19 protein-coding genes are annotated in these 19,370 nt (G+C 37.3%); 14 read left to right on the forward strand and 5 right to left on the reverse strand.

Annotated features, from left to right (window positions below; translation table 11 throughout):
* Nucleotides 1-580: 580 nt before the first annotated feature.
* Complete coding sequence (locus E2636_RS02680; protein WP_134208761.1) at nt 581-1,909, reverse strand: TrkH family potassium uptake protein; 1,329 nt, start codon at nt 1,907-1,909, stop codon at nt 581-583.
* A gap of 130 nt (nt 1,910-2,039) precedes the next feature.
* Here E2636_RS02680 and E2636_RS02685 point away from each other — a divergent pair, with 130 nt between their 5' ends.
* Together E2636_RS02685 and E2636_RS02690 are read left to right on the forward strand one after the other, a co-directional pair.
* Entirely contained in the window at nt 2,040-2,609 is a 570-nt protein-coding gene (locus E2636_RS02685; protein WP_134208763.1) for a thioredoxin family protein, read from the forward strand.
* A 218-nt stretch (nt 2,610-2,827) separates the two neighbouring features.
* The gene (locus E2636_RS02690) at nt 2,828-3,745 is read left to right on the forward strand and encodes a diacylglycerol kinase (RefSeq protein ID WP_134208766.1); all 918 of its coding nucleotides are present in this window, start codon (nt 2,828-2,830) and stop codon (nt 3,743-3,745) included.
* 112 nt (nt 3,746-3,857) lie between these two features.
* Here the strand turns inward: E2636_RS02690 and E2636_RS02695 are convergent, their stop codons facing one another.
* On the reverse strand, nt 3,858-4,286 hold the full coding sequence (locus E2636_RS02695; RefSeq protein WP_134208768.1) for an NUDIX hydrolase: 429 nt from the start codon (nt 4,284-4,286) through the stop codon (nt 3,858-3,860).
* A 104-nt stretch (nt 4,287-4,390) separates the two neighbouring features.
* Between E2636_RS02695 and E2636_RS18860 the strand changes: the two genes are divergently transcribed.
* Genes E2636_RS18860 through cydS form a run of 4 tightly spaced genes read left to right on the forward strand, consistent with a single transcriptional unit; the run spans nt 4,391 to nt 7,065 of the window.
* On the forward strand, nt 4,391-4,561 hold the full coding sequence (locus E2636_RS18860) for a hypothetical protein (protein ID WP_166669454.1): 171 nt from the start codon (nt 4,391-4,393) through the stop codon (nt 4,559-4,561).
* A gap of 15 nt (nt 4,562-4,576) precedes the next feature.
* Nucleotides 4,577-5,923, forward strand: a complete 1,347-nt coding sequence (locus E2636_RS02700) for a cytochrome ubiquinol oxidase subunit I (RefSeq protein WP_134208770.1) — start codon at nt 4,577-4,579, stop codon at nt 5,921-5,923.
* Nucleotides 5,920-6,945 (forward strand): cytochrome d ubiquinol oxidase subunit II, encoded by a 1,026-nt coding sequence (locus E2636_RS02705; protein WP_134208773.1) that lies wholly within the window; start codon nt 5,920-5,922, stop codon nt 6,943-6,945. The genes E2636_RS02700 and E2636_RS02705 overlap by 4 nt, the downstream gene beginning before the upstream one ends.
* A 12-nt stretch (nt 6,946-6,957) precedes the next feature.
* Nucleotides 6,958-7,065: a cytochrome bd oxidase small subunit CydS family protein gene (cydS, locus tag E2636_RS19625; RefSeq protein ID WP_017381733.1), complete on the forward strand. Its 108-nt coding sequence runs from the start codon at nt 6,958-6,960 to the stop codon at nt 7,063-7,065.
* Between the two features lie 1,132 nt (nt 7,066-8,197).
* On the opposite strand, the gene E2636_RS02710 is transcribed toward cydS, so the two are convergent.
* Nucleotides 8,198-8,740, reverse strand: a complete 543-nt coding sequence (locus E2636_RS02710; RefSeq protein WP_134208775.1) for a flavoprotein — start codon at nt 8,738-8,740, stop codon at nt 8,198-8,200.
* Between the two features lie 301 nt (nt 8,741-9,041).
* On the opposite strand from E2636_RS02710, the gene E2636_RS02715 reads away from it, so the two are divergent.
* The 5 genes from E2636_RS02715 to E2636_RS02735 all read left to right on the forward strand — a co-directional run bounded on the left by E2636_RS02715 (nt 9,042) and on the right by E2636_RS02735 (nt 14,294).
* Nucleotides 9,042-10,307 (forward strand): MFS transporter, encoded by a 1,266-nt coding sequence (locus E2636_RS02715; protein ID WP_134208777.1) that lies wholly within the window; start codon nt 9,042-9,044, stop codon nt 10,305-10,307.
* A 676-nt stretch (nt 10,308-10,983) separates the two neighbouring features.
* The gene (locus E2636_RS02720) at nt 10,984-11,577 is read left to right on the forward strand and encodes a YdeI/OmpD-associated family protein (RefSeq protein ID WP_134208779.1); all 594 of its coding nucleotides are present in this window, start codon (nt 10,984-10,986) and stop codon (nt 11,575-11,577) included.
* A gap of 458 nt (nt 11,578-12,035) precedes the next feature.
* Complete coding sequence (locus E2636_RS02725; protein ID WP_134208781.1) at nt 12,036-12,515, forward strand: DUF2975 domain-containing protein; 480 nt, start codon at nt 12,036-12,038, stop codon at nt 12,513-12,515.
* Between the two features lie 10 nt (nt 12,516-12,525).
* Nucleotides 12,526-12,747: a helix-turn-helix domain-containing protein gene (locus tag E2636_RS02730; protein ID WP_134208783.1), complete on the forward strand. Its 222-nt coding sequence runs from the start codon at nt 12,526-12,528 to the stop codon at nt 12,745-12,747.
* Between the two features lie 74 nt (nt 12,748-12,821).
* The gene (locus E2636_RS02735; protein WP_134208785.1) at nt 12,822-14,294 is read left to right on the forward strand and encodes a DUF4153 domain-containing protein; all 1,473 of its coding nucleotides are present in this window, start codon (nt 12,822-12,824) and stop codon (nt 14,292-14,294) included.
* A 295-nt stretch (nt 14,295-14,589) separates the two neighbouring features.
* Here E2636_RS02735 and E2636_RS18865 read toward each other — a convergent pair whose 3' ends face one another.
* Nucleotides 14,590-14,751 (reverse strand): hypothetical protein, encoded by a 162-nt coding sequence (locus E2636_RS18865; RefSeq protein ID WP_166669470.1) that lies wholly within the window; start codon nt 14,749-14,751, stop codon nt 14,590-14,592.
* Between the two features lie 753 nt (nt 14,752-15,504).
* On the opposite strand from E2636_RS18865, the gene E2636_RS02745 reads away from it, so the two are divergent.
* The 3 genes from E2636_RS02745 to E2636_RS02755 all read left to right on the forward strand — a co-directional run bounded on the left by E2636_RS02745 (nt 15,505) and on the right by E2636_RS02755 (nt 18,417).
* Complete coding sequence (locus E2636_RS02745; RefSeq protein WP_134208787.1) at nt 15,505-16,428, forward strand: NAD(P)-dependent alcohol dehydrogenase; 924 nt, start codon at nt 15,505-15,507, stop codon at nt 16,426-16,428.
* A 306-nt stretch (nt 16,429-16,734) separates the two neighbouring features.
* A complete protein-coding gene (locus E2636_RS02750) occupies nt 16,735-17,670 on the forward strand; it encodes an AEC family transporter (RefSeq protein WP_134211730.1) in 936 nt (311 codons plus the stop codon).
* Nucleotides 17,671-17,703: 33 nt separating this feature from the next.
* Nucleotides 17,704-18,417, forward strand: coding sequence for an aspartate/glutamate racemase family protein (locus E2636_RS02755; RefSeq protein ID WP_134208789.1), 714 nt, complete (start codon nt 17,704-17,706; stop codon nt 18,415-18,417).
* 113 nt (nt 18,418-18,530) lie between these two features.
* Here E2636_RS02755 and E2636_RS02760 read toward each other — a convergent pair whose 3' ends face one another.
* On the reverse strand, nt 18,531-19,103 hold the full coding sequence (locus E2636_RS02760; protein WP_134208791.1) for a CBO0543 family protein: 573 nt from the start codon (nt 19,101-19,103) through the stop codon (nt 18,531-18,533).
* Between the last annotated feature and the right edge of the window lie 267 nt (nt 19,104-19,370).

Raw genomic sequence — 19,370 nt, forward strand, 5'->3', positions numbered from 1 at the left:
GAGTCACATTCCTTGGCTTTTTCCATCAGGCGATTTTAGGGAGGGTGTGCATCCCACGCTTTCTGCTTGTTTGCAATCCTGCAAAACTACAAAGAAGGATATTACACACTGTAACGTGCTCGTTTCTTCAAAACGAGATGGCGAGCGACAGCTCAGTTGTAATTTTTGGCTGTCACGTTGTAAATATGGAAGGTGACGTTGTAAAAAAAGACACTCACGTTGTAAAAATCGCGGTTCTCGTTGTAATAGTAAAATTATGGGAGGTTCTAGACTCCCGTCATTATGTGAAATTCATTCATACGTAGCATAAAGAATATACGAAACCATAAAAAGAGGCCGAAATTGTATCTTCGGCCGCATACTTACTAAAAAGTTAGAGTCTATTCTCTAAATTACCAAACTCAAAACACTATGTGCATGTAGGTTGCAGGCGCGCACCGCCGCAGGATTGACTATACGAAAAAATGCGGTTAAAGCGACAAATCCACTTAACCGCATTTTTCAAAGCTATATTGCAGCTGGATTGTGATCCAAAGCTAACTGGAAAATCTACTCACACAGAATGGTAAATCCATTTCCATCATCCTGTAAATATTTGATCATATGGATAGCGATAATGAATTTTTTTCGGCTTCATTAGTAAGAAGAATAGAGTAAGTGGACCGATTCTTCCTACAAACATAACCATACTAAGTAATACTTCGCCTAAGTCACTAAGTTGATTAGTAATTCCCATAGACAATCCGACAGTTCCAAAGGCGGAAACGACTTCAAAAGCGAGCGGCAAGAATGGGATTTTTTCCGTAACTGTTAGCATAAAGATAAAGGCAATTACGAGCAGTAAACTAATGGTAGTAATTGCGAGTGAGCGAATCACTGTATCAATACGAATGGAGCGACCGAATAAATCTGGTTCACCACGTTGGCGCAAGAATGCAATTGTGGCAAGAATGACAACAATAAACGTAGTTAATTTAATTCCTGATGCAGTAGATGCACTACCTCCACCAATAAACATAAGTAACATGGTAAATAGGAGAGTAGGATCTTCCATTACACCAATATTTAATGTGTTAAATCCAGCAGTACGAGGTGACACTCCCTGAAAATAGGAGGCCATAATTTTTTCATATAAGGGCATATTACCTAGCGTAGCAGGATTTCCGTATTCCAGTAAGAAAATAGTGAGCGCAGCTATAACATTAATCATAATAGTTCCGATAATCATCATTTTTGTGTGAAGGGACCATTGGCGAAACGTCTTCTTTTGATAAATATCAATGACGACTGTAAATCCAAGCCCGCCTAGTATGAACAATGCTGATAATACTATATTTACAATTGGATCAGCAGAGAAGCCGATTAAGTTATCAGGAAATAAGGAGAAGCCTGCGTTATTAAAAGCAGAAACCACATGAAAGACACTTAAATATAATGCATCCGTAAAACCAAATCTTGGCAACCAATGCAGTGTCATGATGACAATCGCAATGGCTTCAACGGTTAAAACAAAGGTTAAAATTAACTTTACTAAATTTACGATACCACCAACTGAGTTTTGATTGAAAGATTCTTGCAAATAAACACGATGTTGAAGGCCAATTTTCTTTCCAAGCACAATCAGTAGGGCAACTGCAAATGTCATTAACCCGATACCACCACATTGTATGAGAAACAATAAGACAAGTTGGCCAAATATAGTTAACGTGGTTCCTGGATCAAATACACTTAACCCAGTTACCGTTGTGGCGGATGTGGCAACGAAAAGGGCATCTGTCCACGAAATAGGAGTTGTAGTTGCAAAAGGAAGCTTTAAACACAGAGTCCCCACAACGATTAAAAATAAAAAACTTCCTGCAATTAATAGAGGAGGTGAAACAGTAAAACGCTTCTTTTTGATCTTATGCATACATACACATCCTATTTCAAAGAATCCAAAATAATAGATAACTCTATGCCTCTTTAATTAGCTTGTCAACTAGAAATTTGATTCATCACAATGAACCAAGTAAACTGATAGGCAAGGAGGAGATACTACAATGAAAACTGAACAACAATACTTTGATGAAGCCATTTCTATACAACAGTATATGGAGAAAATGGACGCTCATAAAGACAATAGTTTTAGTATTTATGAACATTTCCAAGTTCCTCAGGACGACGAATTTATTGCTTTATTAAAAGAAAAATCACCAAGAATTTTAGGGATTACAGAAGATTGGTGCGGCGATGCCATGTTGAATAACCCGATTTTGCGACGCATTGCGGAAGCGGCAGAAATCGATGTTAAAGTTGTGTATCGAGACCAAAACTTAGAGTTAATGGACCAATACTTAATAAACGGAGGCCGCTCAATTCCTATCTATTTATTGATAAATGAAGATGGGAAAGTCCTATCAAAGTGGGGACCACGTGCACCGAAGTTACAAGAATATGTGATGGGGCTTCGTGAAAATCTCCCTGCAGCTGATGATTCGAATTATAATGACGAAAAAAAAGTATTTATAGAGAAGATTACAGCAGAGTATATAGCTACTCCAGAATACTGGTTATGGGTGTATGAAGACATTCGCAAAGAGTTTTATGCAGCTCTGCAAAAACAATCATAATTGTCCAAGTGCATGCATTAATATATAATAGAGAAAATGGAGCCGGCAAACATTGCATGGCTTCTTTTATTGAGTTATAAACTAGTGAGACTTGCAAAGGTACTAATGACGGGGAATTGTGTGAATTGCCCTTTCCGATTTTCTTGTAATCATGGAACTTTATGTTGCGCTTATAGTCCTAGTAATTAATGAATATGTAATGCAGGAAGGAAATGTGTATGAAACGTGCACGTATTATTTATAACCCAACATCTGGTCGGGAATTATTTAGAAAGCATCTACCAGAAGTATTAGAAAAATTAGAGAAAGCTGGTTACGAAACATCTTGTCACGCAACGACCTGTGAAGGAGATGCGGTTGAGGCAGCTAAATATGCAGTTGACCGTGGATTTGATCTTGTCATAGCAGCAGGTGGAGATGGTACGCTAAATGAAGTCGTTGCAGGTATCAGTCCATTTGAAAATCGTCCGAAGGTTGGATTAATTCCAATGGGGACTACAAATGATTTTGCTCGTGCACTTCGTATCCCTCGAGACATAGAAAAAGCGGTTGACATCATATTAGCGGGTGAAACGATTCCGGTAGATGTCGGTCTTGTAAACGACCGGTACTTCATTAACATTGCTGGTGGTGGTAAAATGACTGAACTAACCTATGATGTGCCAAGTAAATTAAAAACGGTGCTCGGTCAACTAGCCTACTATATAAAAGGCATCGAAATGATCCCTTCTATTCGCGCCAGCCGTCTTCGTATTGAATATGACGGAGAGGTGTTCGAAGATGAGGCCATGATGTTTTTAATTGGACTTACAAATTCTGTAGGAGGATTTGAAAAACTTGCACCGGATTCGAGCATTAATGATGGGAAATTCACCTTACTTATTTTGAGAAAGTGTCATATTGGGGAATTTATTCGATTAGCAACACTCGCGATTGGTGGCAATCATTTAGACGATCCACTGGTAGTTTATAAAAAAGCGAGTCACATTAAAGTGACATCTGAAGCACATGTTCAGTTGAATTTGGATGGTGAATATGGTGGCAACTTACCAGCTGTATTTGCCAATTTACATCGTCATATCGAAATGTTCGTGCCGGTAAATGATATTCGTGAACAAGATCGCCCAGATAAATAGGAAAGAGCGTTTCCCAGAATGACCGGGAAGCGCTCTTTTTGAATTTAATAAATTTTGAAAAAGACAGCAAAATCCCTCCAATATTTAAGATAGTTCAACTAATTCAAGTTTGTTACTGTAGAAATTCAAGTGCTCCATCCTGTGCACCTGCTAGCTTTGGTAACGTATCAATAGGTTCAAAGTGAAACTGAAATGTCATACCGTTATCTTTTCCATCACTTACGACTTCGTGCTCCCAATTTTCTTGGTTCCCTGCATATCCCAATTGAAAGAAATTACGTTCATAAACAATATCCTTTCCATATGGATAATAATTGTATTTATGAAGTTTTCCCATAAATGAAAGCTCATCTCGTGCGATGCCAGTTTCTTCGGTAATCTCACGATACAGCGCGTCAATTAATAATTCGTCTTCTTCAATTGTGCCTCCAGGAACTTGCAAGCCAGCTTCGGGCTCATTTTTTTGCTCAAAGACGAGTAATTCTAAATTCGGTTCCTGGCCTTTTGTAATGTACGCAAGCACCTTTTGTTTTGTTTTCATTTTAATCACCTCTCTTTTTTTAGTATGAGTTACTTATAATACTAATTATTCGGAAATTTCGCAATATATTTTTTTGATAACTTTCACATTTCTATCACAAGTCCGTGACAAAATGGATGCATCCCGTTATTTTGAATGAAGGAAAATGGGGTATGATAACAACTAAGGATGGTGACGTCATGTATAAGAAACAAGAGAAGAGATTGATGTGGCTTATATTTATCGTAGTAGCTATTCTGATGTTATCAATACTTGTTCGGATTTTCACAAGTTAATAGGAGGTAAATCAAGTGGACAATGAACAGGCGGTATTCTATAGTCGTGTATTAACTGAGTTGACACTATCGTTTCATATTATTTATGCCACGATTGGCGTAGGTATACCACTGATGATTATGATTGCGCAGTGGGTGGGAATTAAGAAAAATGATGAACACTATATATTACTAGCAAGACGTTGGGCACGTGGATTCGTCATCACGGTAGCTGTAGGGGTAGTGACCGGAACCGCCATTGGTCTTCAATTGGCGTTATTGTGGCCAAACTTTATGGAACTCGCAGGTAATGTGATTGCGTTGCCTTTATTCATGGAAACGTTTGCGTTTTTCTTTGAAGCCATTTTCTTAGGTATTTATTTATATACTTGGGATCGATTTGACAATCAGAAAAAACATTTATTACTACTTATCCCAGTGGCTGTTGGGGCCTCTTTTTCAGCTGTATTTATTACGATAGTAAATGCCTTTATGAATGCACCACAAGGCTTTGATTTGGTAGATGGAGAATTAATCAATATTAACCCACTGCTTGCTATGTTTAACCCAGCAATGCCAACAAAAGTAGCTCATGTCGTGTCAACAGCATACATGACGTCTGCATTCGTGTTAGCGTCAATTGCTGCTTTCCGTTTATTAAAAGGTTCAAATCATGTGTATCATAAAAAAGCATTATTCTTGACGATGAAAGTCGGATTAGTTTTCGCAATCGCAACGGCGATTATCGGGGACTTTTCTGGGAAGTATTTAGCAGAATACCAACCTGAAAAATTAGCTGCAGCTGAGTGGCATTTTGAAACGGAAGAGAATGCTCCATTGATCATGTACGGTGTTTTAGAAGATGGCGAAGTGAAGTATGCTATTAAAATTCCTTACGCACTTAGCATCTTGGCACATGCTAATCCATTCGCTGAAGTTAAAGGACTTGATCAATTTCCTGAGGATGAAGTACCACCATTATATATTCATTACTTATTCGATATTATGGTGACCATTGGTATGTGGTTAGCATTTCTATCTGCGTTATTTGTTTTTGCAACATGGCGTAAATGGTCATTTATTCAAACTAAATGGTTCCGTTGGCTACTTGTTGCAGGTGGACCTTTGGCGATAATTGCGATTGAAGCGGGATGGTGGTTCGCGGAAGTTGGTCGTCAACCTTGGGTGTTACGAGGCATCATGCGTACTGAAGACGCGGCAACTACGAGTGGTCAAGTTGATATCATGCTCGCGCTATTCGCTGGACTTTACTTGATTCTTGGAGTCGGCAGTGTAGTTGTTCTAAGACGCATGTTCAAAAGGAATCCAGTGGAACAAGAAATTGAAGATCGACGTAAAGAAAAAGGCGGTGACATTCATTGACACTCGAAATTATCGGAATTTCCGTCTTATGGATGTTTTTGTTCGGTTATGTCATCGTAGCATCTATTGACTTTGGTGCTGGATTTTTCAATGCATACAACATTTTAACCAGAAGAGAACATATTTTAACCAATGTGATTCAACGCTACTTATCGCCTGTTTGGGAAGTAACTAATGTATTTCTCGTGTTCTTCTTTGTTGGCGTAATCGGGTTCTTCCCGAAAACAGCGTTCTATTACGGGACAACACTATTAGTACCAGTAAGTATCGCGATTATCTTACTGGCAATACGCGGTTCATATTACGCATTTGCTATGTATGGGTCATACGGGCACAAAGGCTACACCTTCATGTATGGGATGGCCGGTTTATTCATCCCAGCATCGCTGTCTATCGTATTGACGATTTCAGAAGGTGGTTTTATATCGATGGTTAATGACTATCCCGTATTAGATTACTGGGAACTATTCACAAGTCCTTTAACCTGGAGTATTTTTGTGCTCAGTATAACCGCGTTGCTGTACATCTCAGCCGTATTTTTAACGTGGTATGCGAATAAAGCAGGAGACACATCAGCCACTGAATTACTACGTAAATACGCGCTAATCTGGGCGTTACCAACGATGGTTACAGCAGGCGGAATTATTTTCGAATTGCGAAGTCATAATCCTGAACACTATGCACGAATTCTCGATTTATGGTGGGTATTCGGACTGTCATTCTTACTGTTTATAGGTACAGTGTGGTTCATCTTTAAACGTAAAAAATATGGTCTTGCATTCGGATTGTTAGTGGGTCAATTTGCTTTAGCCTTTTTCGGTTACGGAGTCTCACATTATCCATACTTGTTGTATCCGTATTTAACGATATACGATAGCTTCACGAATGAAGCGATGGCGATTGCTTTAATTACGGCGTTTATTGCAGGGCTAGGTCTATTGCTACCATCGTTGTATTTATTGTTAAGACTGTTTCTATTCAATAAAGATTATGTTCGTGGAAATAAGGATCATCATACTTAAGGAGGCATTCACATGACCAGTTTTTTAATATTTTACGCACCATTTATTGTGTTAATTGGTGCACTTATTACGGCATTTTGGTTCGCTTCTAAAGATGGACCTGTGAGGGAAAAAGAATAACAAAAAACGCTTGGATATGATTCATTATCCAAGCGTTTTTTTGCAATACAAGAAAGTATATAAATTTAGTGAGCCATGAATCCGGTATTTCGAGCAAGTTCTAGTATGATACCGCTGATTTGCGCTCCAGGCGGACGCTTTCCACGGGGCGGGCGACAAGCCTCCTCGGTCGCTGGCGCTCCACTGCGGGGTCTCGCCTGTCCCGCTAATCCCGTAGGAGTCGCCGCCTTCCACTACAATCCATGAAGTGAGTAGAGTAACCAACAAGAAAATCTATTAATTGCTTATTACTAAGACACGAATGATTCTAAGTTAAGCTAGAGATAGAACCAACCTATAATTGTAGTTGCCATCTATATTATTTGATTGAAGAGCAGGTGCATGAGCTGAAGGCCCCGAAGGAAAGGTGCTGGCCAAAAGCTACTGTCTTTGCAGTGACGGGGAGACTGAAGCTATACCCGCGAAAAGCGTCCACCGTAGCGGGAATAAATGGGTTTCTATGGTTTCCCTTCTTAAAGGACCGGGTGTAATTTGCCCGATTTTTTTTACAGAATAAGAAAGTATATAACTATTGGTAACACTAACCCCGTGTTGATAGTGTTTTTAGTATATGGAGAATAACATGCTAAAACAGAATTTCACGGTGGAACTTAAGCAAAACCTATAAATGTAAAGACGTTATTTCCTTTTTTAAAGCACATAAGAACCTCTTGAATTTCAGTGGAAGTGAAGTTTATGTAGTGATATATTTATTTGTTTAGTAATCCTATCTAAGTAAAGATGTGGGTACTTTCAATTAAATATCGGCCGATTTATTAAACTATATATTATCATGGTTAATTTAAATAGGAGAATGATTGCAGTGGAAGGTGGCGACTCCTGTGGGACTAGCACGAACTGAAAGCCCCGCAGGAACGCAGTGACGAGGAGATTGAAGGCGTGCCCCACGGAAAGCGTCCACCTGCAACGGAAATCGTACCGGAAACTAAAGTTGATACTATGTTCTCTCTTAAAGGACCGGGCGTACTTTGCCCGGTTTTTCTTATAAGGTAAGAAACTTCTATGTCATACTATTCCGGTTCGCTATAGACAGCAGACCCCTACGCTAACCTATCATGGAGCGGTTAAACAATCATACATACTCTGCAATAAAACGGCAAACTTCCTTTGGTGTTGGTATTGAACCTCCTGTGATGATGGAGGTGCCGCCATGATTTGGATTTGGTGAAGGATATACAATAAATCCATCTTCACGTAGAATTTCAACATTACGTTGTACATTATTCTTTTTCCACATGCCTAAGTACATACTAGGGAATAAAATAGTAGGTGTATCAGCAGCAAGTACTGTTGCCGAAACAATATCCTGTGCAAAACCATGGGCTGTTTTAGCAAGTGTATTTGCTGAAGCGGGTAGAATAATGATAACGTCTGCCCAATGTGTTAGCTCAACATGAGGCATTTTAAATTCTCCTTTTTCAGTTAAATCCACAAAAACTTTGCCATCTATACTGTGAATTAGTGTACTTGCTGGAATAAAGGTTTGTGCAGATGGTGTCATCATAATATGCATTCGACAGTTAAAATGGTTTTGTATCTCAGTTATGTAAGGATAAATATTCAATAAATTAATTGAACCTGTTAAACCTAGTAATATATTTGTGGGACGTGACAAGATTCATTCACCTCAAGTTATTATTTAATGGGTTTTGCATGTACTGTGACATCTATTCTTCTAGCGTAGAATATTGAACTAGTCTAAGTATTTATTTTAGCATAAATCTAAGAGTATCTTAAAAAATCAGGAGCAAACTAAAATCATTCGAACAAATGGAAGCCTTCTCTGTTGCGAGTGAAACACATGAAGGTTTCTTTTCTTTGGAGAAATTTAAGATACAGTCAATACCTTTCCAACCACAATTGTTCGAAGAATTGCGTATACTATCAAAATCATAGAATTAATGGGAGTAGTGATATTGGATAAGCACGATAGCAAGTATCGATGGGTCGTTTTTGCGACAGTATTGACTGCTTACTTTTTAATTGTGAGTCAAAGAACAGCACCAGGATTAATTTCCTATCAGTTAATGAAAGATTTTAGTGTGACGGCTTCAACTATTGGATTACTGACAAGTATTCAATTTTTTGCGTATGCTAGTTTACAAATTCCTATTGGGATATTGTCTGACCGTTTCGGTCCCAATATTTTTCTGATTGGGGGGACATTATTGACAGGGGTGGGCACTTTAATTTACAGTATTGCCCCGAGTGAGTCATTTTTATTTCTTGCCAGACTATTGGTAGGTGTAGGAGACGCTACGATTTGGGTTAATTTAGTTTTGATTTTGAGCATGTGGTTTAAGGTAAATGAATATATAGGTTTGCTTGGTATAGCGGGAATGACAGGGAGTTTTGGATTCTTGCTGGCTTCTGTTCCTTTTTCGGTTTGGATTTCTTTAACTGGTTGGAGAGTGCCATTTTTTACAATGGGGATTATATTATGTCTTTGGGCAGCTCTTCTTTATTTTGTGTTAGTTAAATGGCCGAAACAAATGGATAAAGTTCATCCCATAAATAAATCTATTGAGAAAATAGAACTAAAACGAGAGAACCCAGTCGTTATTCTACGTCGAGTTTTTTCGGATCCGCATGCATGGGCAACCTTCTTTTGTCACTTTGGGGTTGTGGGTACGTATATAGGATTTATCGGTTCATGGGCTGTTCCGTATGGGATGGATATGTATGACATGACAAGATCACATGCTAGTCAGCTCATTATGATTGGTCTTATTGGGGCAATCATCGGAGCTCCACTAACCAGTTGGATTTCAATTCAAATCGGCTCAATTAAACGTTCCTATATCATGGTTCATGTGACTGTGTTGAGTAGTTGGACAGCATTTCTTTTATTTAGTGGGAAGCCTCCTTACTCTGTACTCGTTGTTCTTTTCTTTTTGATTGGATATGGAAGTGGTGCCAGTGCTTTAACATTTGTGATTGTACGTAAGTCCTTTAATCAAAATGAAGTTGGCGTGGTTTCTGGATTTGCAAATACCGGGGGATTTTTGAGTGCTGTGCTGCTGCCAAGTATTTTCGGAAAAGTATTAGATCATTTTCATATGGTGGATATTAGTATTGGCTATAATTTTGGTTTCATAATACCTGTTGTATTCTCCATAATTGGCTTAACCGGTGCTCTTTTCTTGATGGAACATAGGCTACCAAAGATTCAGTTGGAGTAAGAAGCTTGTCTCGTAACAAGAACGTTTGAGGGACTCGACTTGAGCCATTTTTAGGTCAAATTAATTGTTAGGCAGAAGAATGTTATTACAAATACCTAATGCGCTGTGGCTTGATATGAAGTGTGACGCCTTCCACACTCCATATCAAGGCCTAATAGTGAATTCGCAGAGTTCCCTTATTAAAGTAAAAAACTTTCCGAGTTTCATTGAGTACGTTATAAACTATAATAAATTCACTGTATATTATACTTCTATCAAGTTAGAAGTATCGTTACATACGTTGAATATGGTAATAAATCATACTGTATATAAAGGGAGGCTAGTGGACGAGCCCAATAAGTTATCTTAAACTTAGGTAGCTGGTCCGATAAACACTACAGTTACATAAACATTATAGATTGGCTAAGGAACAGGAAACAGAAAGCGGCTTAGTATTGGACAGAGCCGTTTGCTTTGAAAGACTAAATTTTGTGAATTAAGAGTATATCAAATATGAAAATAAATATTAATTGTTTAGATGCCTTCTCGCCAGAAAATGAAGCAAGCTTGCCAAGTGGGTCATAGAAAATGATTCAAGGTTGATGAGTATTCAAGTAAAGCCAAAAATGTTTTGGAAATTGAGAATGATCATTCTTGACTGTCAGCTGATCGAAAAATGGAAGAGGAGTGTTCTTTGATGACAAATAATAAAATGAATCCTAAGGTTGATGAATATTTAAATAAATCCAATAAATGGAAGTTTGAATATGAGAAGTTGAGAGATATCGTTCTTGACTGTGAGCTGACAGAAGAATTTAAGTGGATGCATCCTTGTTACACGTTTGAGAAAAAGAACATAGTATTAATACATGGATTTAAAGAATACTGTGCGCTTCTGTTTCACAAAGGTGCCTTGTTACAGGATGCCTCTGGGATTCTAATCCAACAAACGGAGAATGTACAGGCGGCGCGCCAGATTCGGTTTACCACTGTTCAAGAAATAGTTGAAATGGAAACCATCTTGAAAGCCTATATTAATGAAGCCGTTGAAGTTGAAAAATCTGGTTTGGAAGTGAATTTTAAAAAGACTATAGAATTCATAATTCCTGTAGAACTTCAAAGTAAATTCGATGAATTCCATGCCTTGAAACTAGCATTTGAAGCATTGACGCCGGGAAGGCAAAGAGCATACATTCTCTATTTTACTCAACCCAAACAATCCAAAACTCGAGAGTCAAGGATTGAAAAATATATGCAGCAAATTCTTAATGGTAAGGGATTAAAAGATTAGTATACTTAATGATAAAATAAATGAATCAAACTACCGTCCCGTGTAACAGGCTTACGCATTACCAGTTAAGAAAAGAAAGATTCTGCACACAAAAGGTAACGCAAGATAAATTTGAAGGTAGTCCGTACACGACAATGTTGGTTCTCGATGCAATGTAACCAATGAGGATTTGGGAATTAAAGTTAGGATGATGTAAATGAAGAATCCTTTCTACTGGAGAGGAAATAGCAAATCACCTAACGGGGTGGCTTTAGTTGGAAAAAATTATCTGCTTTTGCGTTAGATTGAATAGTTTAAAGTTATAGAGCCTTTCTTTGTAATGAGGAATGCTTTTTATCTTTGTCAAAAATTAAAAGAATATTTATATAACAATAAACATATAGTAAATAACAATACTTATTTATCGTAATTCGATAAATGTTGTGTTAAAATAAAATTAAATAAGTGAGGTGCTTTATATGAAACGGGAAACACTCTTTTTAAAGGTAGTTATTTTTCTTATGGCAATTCCGGTTCTGGCTGTGTGTATATTTGTTGTGCCTCCGCTTACAACTTTTGCGGGAGAATTAATTCCTAAGATGCCTTATTTGCAGTATGTCTTTTTATTCGTCTTGTATTTAACGGCGATAGCGTATTTTGTGGCATTGTATCAGGCGTTAAGGCTGTTAAGTTATATTGACAGGAACATCGCTTTCTCAGAATTATCGGTTAAGGCTTTGAAGAAAATAAAATACTGTGCCCTCATAATCAGTGGATTGTATGTATTATGCATGCCAATCATTATGTTCATGGCGGAAGTAGACGACGCTCCAGGTCTCGGAGCACTTGGGTTGTTCATTACGTTTGCTTCATTTGTGATGGCAGTCTTTGCTGCTGTTCTTCAAAAGCTACTAAAAAATGCTATCGATATAAAATCAGAAAACGATTTAACAGTCTGAGGTGAAAACAATGGCGATTATAATCAATATTGATGTAATGATAGCTAAAAGAAAAATGAGCGTAACCGAACTTTCAGAGAAGGTTGGAATCACAATGGCTAACCTTTCTATATTGAAAAATGGAAAGGCCAAAGCGATTCGATTATCCACTTTAGAGGCAATTTGCAAAGCTTTAGACTGTCAGCCTGGGGATATTTTAGAATACAAAAGTGACGAAGATACTCAAGAATAATAAGAGAGAATAGCTACCTGGTAGTTGAAGAAATTCATTGTATATAAATAAACACAGTAAGGAGTGGTTAATAGATGGATACAGAAATTAAGAAGAATGAATGGCTGTTTATGCTCAGTTGTCTTGGGCTAGGGATACTTGCTGAAATCAGCTTTTTTCATGCTTGGATAGGAGTCTCGTATTTGGTTTTTCTCACAGGGTTCTATCTGGTGGTGTTTGTGCGGTTTAGACAGGGATTCAACCATCGGAGGATTGGTCTCTTAGTAATGGGGTGTATCTGGCTGCTGGCAGCGAGTTATGTATTGTATGACAATGCGCTTTTCTTCCTGTTGAATATAGTGGTCATCCCGTTTCTTGTACTGTTCCATGTGGTACTGATTACAAGCCCTGACAACCTGAAATGGGGAAAGCCCGCATTTGTGGTGCGAATGTCTGCTAAAATTTGGCAGGGTGTCGCCTACATCAGCCAATTCAGTGGCAGAGTATTTAAGGTGTTATTCAGAAATATGGATGAATCCACTACTCAGACAGTGAAACGGGTGCTGATTGGTCTTCTTATCGGCCTCCCACTCCTAGGGATAATTACAGGTCTTTTAATGTCGGCGGATGCCGTCTTTGAGGAGATAGTACTCAGGATGCCACAATTTATTTTTGAGCTTAACTTGGAAGGGATATTTCGGACAGTGGCTGTACTGGTATTCACTGCTCTGTTTTTTGGAATTCTCCAGGTGTTGCAGATTAATAGACGGACACCCATTCAGGAAAAGAATGGTGAGGAGAAGGGTACGATTAGCTGGAATGGGATAAGTGCGGTGACAATCCTAATTCTGCTTAATGCGGTGTACACTCTTTTTACAGCAATCCAGTTCACCTACTTTTTCAGCGATGGGCTCCAGGAAGGCTATACCTACGCGGAGTTTGCGAGACGCGGGTTCTTTGAACTGATAATCGTCACGCTGATCAACTGGACGATACTGATTATCTGTCTGAAGTTTGTGCGTGAACAAGGGATAAAAATGAAGCTGGTGCTTAAGCTGATGTATTCTCTGCTGGTTATCGTCAGCGGAGTGATGCTGGTGTCTGCCTATCAGCGGTTAAGTATGTATGAAGCTGCATATGGATTTACCATGGAACGGATTCTAGCTCATGCATTCATGATTTTCCTAATTGTAATTTTTGCCTACACACTCATCCGGGTCTGGTTTGAGCGACTTGTACTCATGCATTTCTATCTGATTGCAGGCCTGGTGTTCTATACATCGCTAAATGTCATGCATATTGAACGGATAATCGTGGATGAGAATCTGGAGCGTTACGAGCGGACTGGCAAGATTGATATTCATTACCTCGACGCTCTTTCATACACGGGTGTTGAGGGATTGGTTGAACTGTACAAAATGAATCCGAATTATCCGGAGCTTGAACATATGTTGTATGACCGCCAACAGATGATGAGGGATAATCCACTGGACGACTGGCAATCGTTTAATTTTACTAAGAAGAAAGTCAGCGAGCGGTTGCTCGGTCTGGACCTAGAAAAATACTGAGGGGGAGGTCGGATGTTTAAAGGATCCTGACCATGTGGAAATTATCATGGATAATGTCTAACCCTTCTAGTTTAATATTATCTCTTAAACCATTAGTGTTCATTATTCCTGTCTTTTCCTTTTTAAGATGACAATAATAGACAACAAATCTCTTCAACTAACGAGTGATTTAGTAAAAAAAGTAAGTCAAATAAATGAGCTTGGAGATCCATTCCAAGCTCATTTATTTATATGAAATTAGCCAATAACTTTAACAATAAAAATGAGGTCGGAGGTATGAATATTTAAGAAACACCTATTGCACGAAGACAAAATCAATTAGCAGTCCTGAAACAATCAATAAGATTCCCAAAGAAAAATGTGCTTTTATTTCGTTTACTCCTGCCTTTTCTAGCAACAAAATAAGTAAAGCATTTCCTCGAATGCTCCAATTTCCATTCTCCTCAAAAATTAACATACTTCCATTTACTTGAATTACTGAAAGTTGAATTTTAGTTATTCATCTTATAGCATAGATTCTATAAATATTCCGAAATACCTTTGAATACTTGCAACATGCAGGTCAAAATTTATAGTTATTCACCATATAATGAAACTTCTCTGTCAGCAAGAACGTATCAATATTAAACTAAAAGTGAATGGAATTTTTGAGAGGTAATTCAGTGATGAAGCTATAAAAGGGATAAATTTATTATTACAAAAAGCGTATCATCTTACCTTTAGAGGAGTTGTTATCAATTGGGCTTGTTGAGGATGTTGTTCTCAAAACATAAGTGCTTAATATATACGGCTTTTGGGAACGAAAAATATTATAGAGTGGTAAATAAATTAATAGAATACGGTGTTTCCTACGAGACTGTTAGTATTAGCAGGCCAAGTCTAAACGTCAATTTTGCTCGCAATAATACTACTCAATATGATATCTATGTAAAAGAGGAAGATAAACATAAAGCTCAGCAAGTAATTCACGTATAAGTGGAAATCAGGAGCTAACGTAGACAAAAGTTTAAGAAGTGATTTAGACCATTTATAATTCGTTTAGTTGAGGATGAAAAAGGGCACATAATTCTACAAACCGCTTTACAAACAACGGCAGTTTAACAGACAAAATAGAAGTACTTTTTCGCTTAATTTATCGGAATATTCACTCATATAATTAAAGAAATAGAATTACTTCATAAAAAGAGTTATTAATTGAGGAGGATTAAGTATGAAAGCGGTTGTATGTACTAAATATGGATCACCGGATGTTCTTCAACTTAGAGAGGTAGATAAACCTGTTCCTAAGAACAATGAAGTACTGGTAAAAGTTCATGCAACAACAGTGACATCAGGTGACTGTAGAGTACGAAGTTGTAATAGTTCTGTCTTGCTCTGGGTTCCCATGCGATTAATTTTAGGTTTTAGAAAACATAGGAAACCAATACTTGGGGTAGAGTTAGCCGGAGAAATTGAAGCAGTAGGAAAAAATATAAAACAATTTAAAACAGGTGATCAGGTTTTTGCATTAACTGGGATGAGTTTTGGTGCTCATGCCGAGTACACCTGTATCCCTGAAGACGGAATGTTGGCATTAAAACCGGCAAATGCGACCTATCAAGAAGCCGCTTCCGTTCTTTTCGGGGGAACAACAGCATTGCATTTTTTTAGAAAAGGACATATGCAGAGTGGACAAAAAGTACTGATTTATGGAGCTTCTGGAGCGGTAGGGACTTCTGCGGTTCAGCTTGCCAAGTACTTTGGGGCAGAGGTTACCGGGGTATGTAGTAGCACAAATATAGAATTGGTGAAATCACTGGGTGCTGACAAGGTAATTGATTACACCAAAGAGGATTTTACGAATAGAGAAGAGCTTTATGATATTATCTTTGATGCAGTTGGAAAAACTTCGAAATCTAATTGCAAGAAAGCGCTAACTCCTAACGGGTCATATGTGACAGTTGATGGGCAGGGAATCGCAAAGGTACGTAAGGAAGATCTAATTCTCCTAAAAGAGCTTATGGAGGCAAGAAAGATAAAATCGGTCATAGATAGACACTACTCGTTAGAACAAATGACCGAGGCTCACATGTATGTTGACAAAGGACATAAGAAAGGGAATGTAGTCATTACTGTTAATGAGAATAGCAATTGACGACCAGTACCACAGAAATATTCGCCGCTTAGACGGTGAACAATATAGAAATTGTTAATAATATCTAGTCATAGAGCCCAAATTCGTATATAAATTTGGGCTCTTTTAGTATGTTTAACTATGACTTTGTACCACTTAACTAAACGGATGGTTTTGTAGATCCTATCGTTATATCAAATTATTGGCTCCTTTCTTTTGATTAAAAAGAAACAGGACATCCAGATAAAATAGAGAATATAACAATTAGATAGAGAAAATGGTTGTGGGTTTCTTTTATGAAACGTGTCTATCCATATGAATGGAGTAATGCACTTGTTATTTATAGGTATTGTCTTTTTGAACGTAATTGTACCCATACTGATTCTTTTACTCATTGGCGCAAGTTTACAGAGGAAATTTAACTTTGATTTGAAAGCTATGTCAAATTTAATTACGTATTGTTTCATGCCAGCAGCGGTTTTTATGAATATTTATGAAACAGATATCGACTTTGGAGTACTCCTAGAAATCATCGGGTATTTACTCATTTTCAGTCTTTGTTTAATGATTGTCAGCTCATTCATTAGTAAAATTCTTAAACTCGATAAAGGGGAGGCGGGAATTTTTAATAATAGTGTAGTGTTGATGAACTCAGGAAACTATGGAATTCCGGTAAGCCAATTAATTTTTCAAGCGAATCCTTTAGGGGTATCAATTCAAATTATTATGGTGGTCTTTCAAAATATCATTACGTATACATATGGTTTATATAACTTGATCTCTGCCACAAAATCCGGACTCGATATTTTAAGGGCACTCCTGCTTCTTCCCATCATTCATGCAATGATGCTTGGTGGATTATTAAATGCATTTCATATTAACATTCCTAAATTCATTTGGATACCGATCAATCAACTTTCCAATGCATTTATCGCTATTGCGCTTATTTTATTAGGCGCACAACTCGCGAAAATCCAATTTAGAACGATGTTGAACAAGTTGATTATTGTCAGTAGTATTGGAAGACTATTGATCAGTCCAGGTATCGCGCTAATTCTGATCTATATCATGGGGCTAGATGGAGTAGTTGCTCAGTCTCTATTTATTGCAAGTTCATTTCCCACTTCAAGGAATAGTGCAACCCTTGCCATGGAGTATGATGTGTATCCAGAAGTAGCAGCTCAAACAGTCCTCTTTACAACGGTGTTAAGCAGTTTCACGGTAACAATTGTTGTGTATATATCATCAATTTTATTTGTTTAACTAGAATAAGAGATTTATAAATGGAGGGTTATTGTGAAAACGATTGGACTAATAGGTGGTATGAGTTTTGAATCTTCAGTAGAATATTATCGGTTAATCAATGAAGAAGTGAAGAACAAACTAGGTGGATTACATTCAGCAAAATGTATTTTATATAGTGTCGACTTTTATGAAATCCAGCGTTACCAAGCTGAAGGTGATTGGGAAAGTGCGGGTAATTTGTTAGGAGATGTTGCGCAGACTTTGGAAAAAGCGGGAGCGGAATTTATCATAATATGCACAAATACAATGCACAAGGTTGTTGAACATATTGAGAGAAAAATTACCATACCTATTTTACATATTGCTGATGCAACAGCAAAACAAATTAAAGAAACGGGGATTAGTAAAGTAGGGTTATTAGGCACTACATATACGATGGAACAAGATTTTTATAAATCACGCATAGAGTCTAATGGTATTAAGGTATTGGTGCCAAATACTGAGGAAAGAGTGGGCGTAAATAGAGTCATTTTTGAAGAATTAGTTTTAGGCGAAATTAAGCAATCATCAAGAGATTATTATAAAGAGGTGATCCAACGTTTAATTGATAATGGAGCTGAAGGTATCATATTGGGATGTACAGAAATTGGATTATTAATAAAACAAGAGGATTCACAAGTCCCAATATTTGATACAGCCGTCATACATGCGATTGCATCCGTTACTAAAGCTTTGGAAGAAGATGATTTAAATCTAATGACATGAATGGGGAAAACATCCGTGAGCTGGAATAACCATCATTACCTATAAGTAATGGAAATGAGCTTGAAAAGATATCTCCAAGCTCACAGTATAGATAGATTGTAAGTGGATTAAATTTAAAGTGCCTTAGTTTTACTGTGTAATTGTCTTTTCAATATCACTTCATCCACTAACCACTTTATTAAAACGGCTTTTAAAATATATATAGGAAGAGAATATATATAACGCCAATTTTCTAATCTATAAATGTCTAACCAAACAACAAGGGGTTCAAAAATAAATGTAAATACTATTGCCATAACCGTATTAGCAATAATAAATTTTTTCCATTTAGGAAAAAATTGATATAAGAACATATGGGCAATAATTATGATGCCTTGGTCTATAGAAATTAATCTGGGCATAATATTGATTAATTGATATGGGTATGACCAGAGATGAGCTTCTACCCCAAAATCATCCATCATCATAACTAGTAACATTAATAACGTCCCAAATAACAGTATTTGGCTAATTCTTTTTTTGTCTACGTATCTCCACCAAACAATCCAAGGAACAATTAACAGGATTACAAGTAACCACCATTGAAAAGAAAACAAATCGTGATTAATCCAATACACTAATCTCATATCAGTAAGTTCTTGATGAACATCACGTATTTGATCGTAAGTAGGATATTTTTCTGTCATTATTACACATCCTAATATCTAGTTTTTTTATTATCCCTCTTCTAAATAATAGGTTTCACAATGTAAAGCCATTCTAATCTTTTTATAGGAACCTCAGCCGTAAATTCTTGCATAAGCATTCATCATTGATTAATTTTAATATATATAAAAGGACATCAAATTCAGATGTCCTTTAGTAAATCACTTTATTATTTTTTGGTTAAACTATACAGCTATCAACTGAGCATAAGATGCTGCTTTTCTATCTATTGATAGATTCTAGAGGAT

Source organism: Paenisporosarcina antarctica (genome assembly GCF_004367585.1).
Taxonomy (GTDB): Bacteria; Bacillota; Bacilli; order Bacillales_A; family Planococcaceae; genus Paenisporosarcina; species Paenisporosarcina antarctica.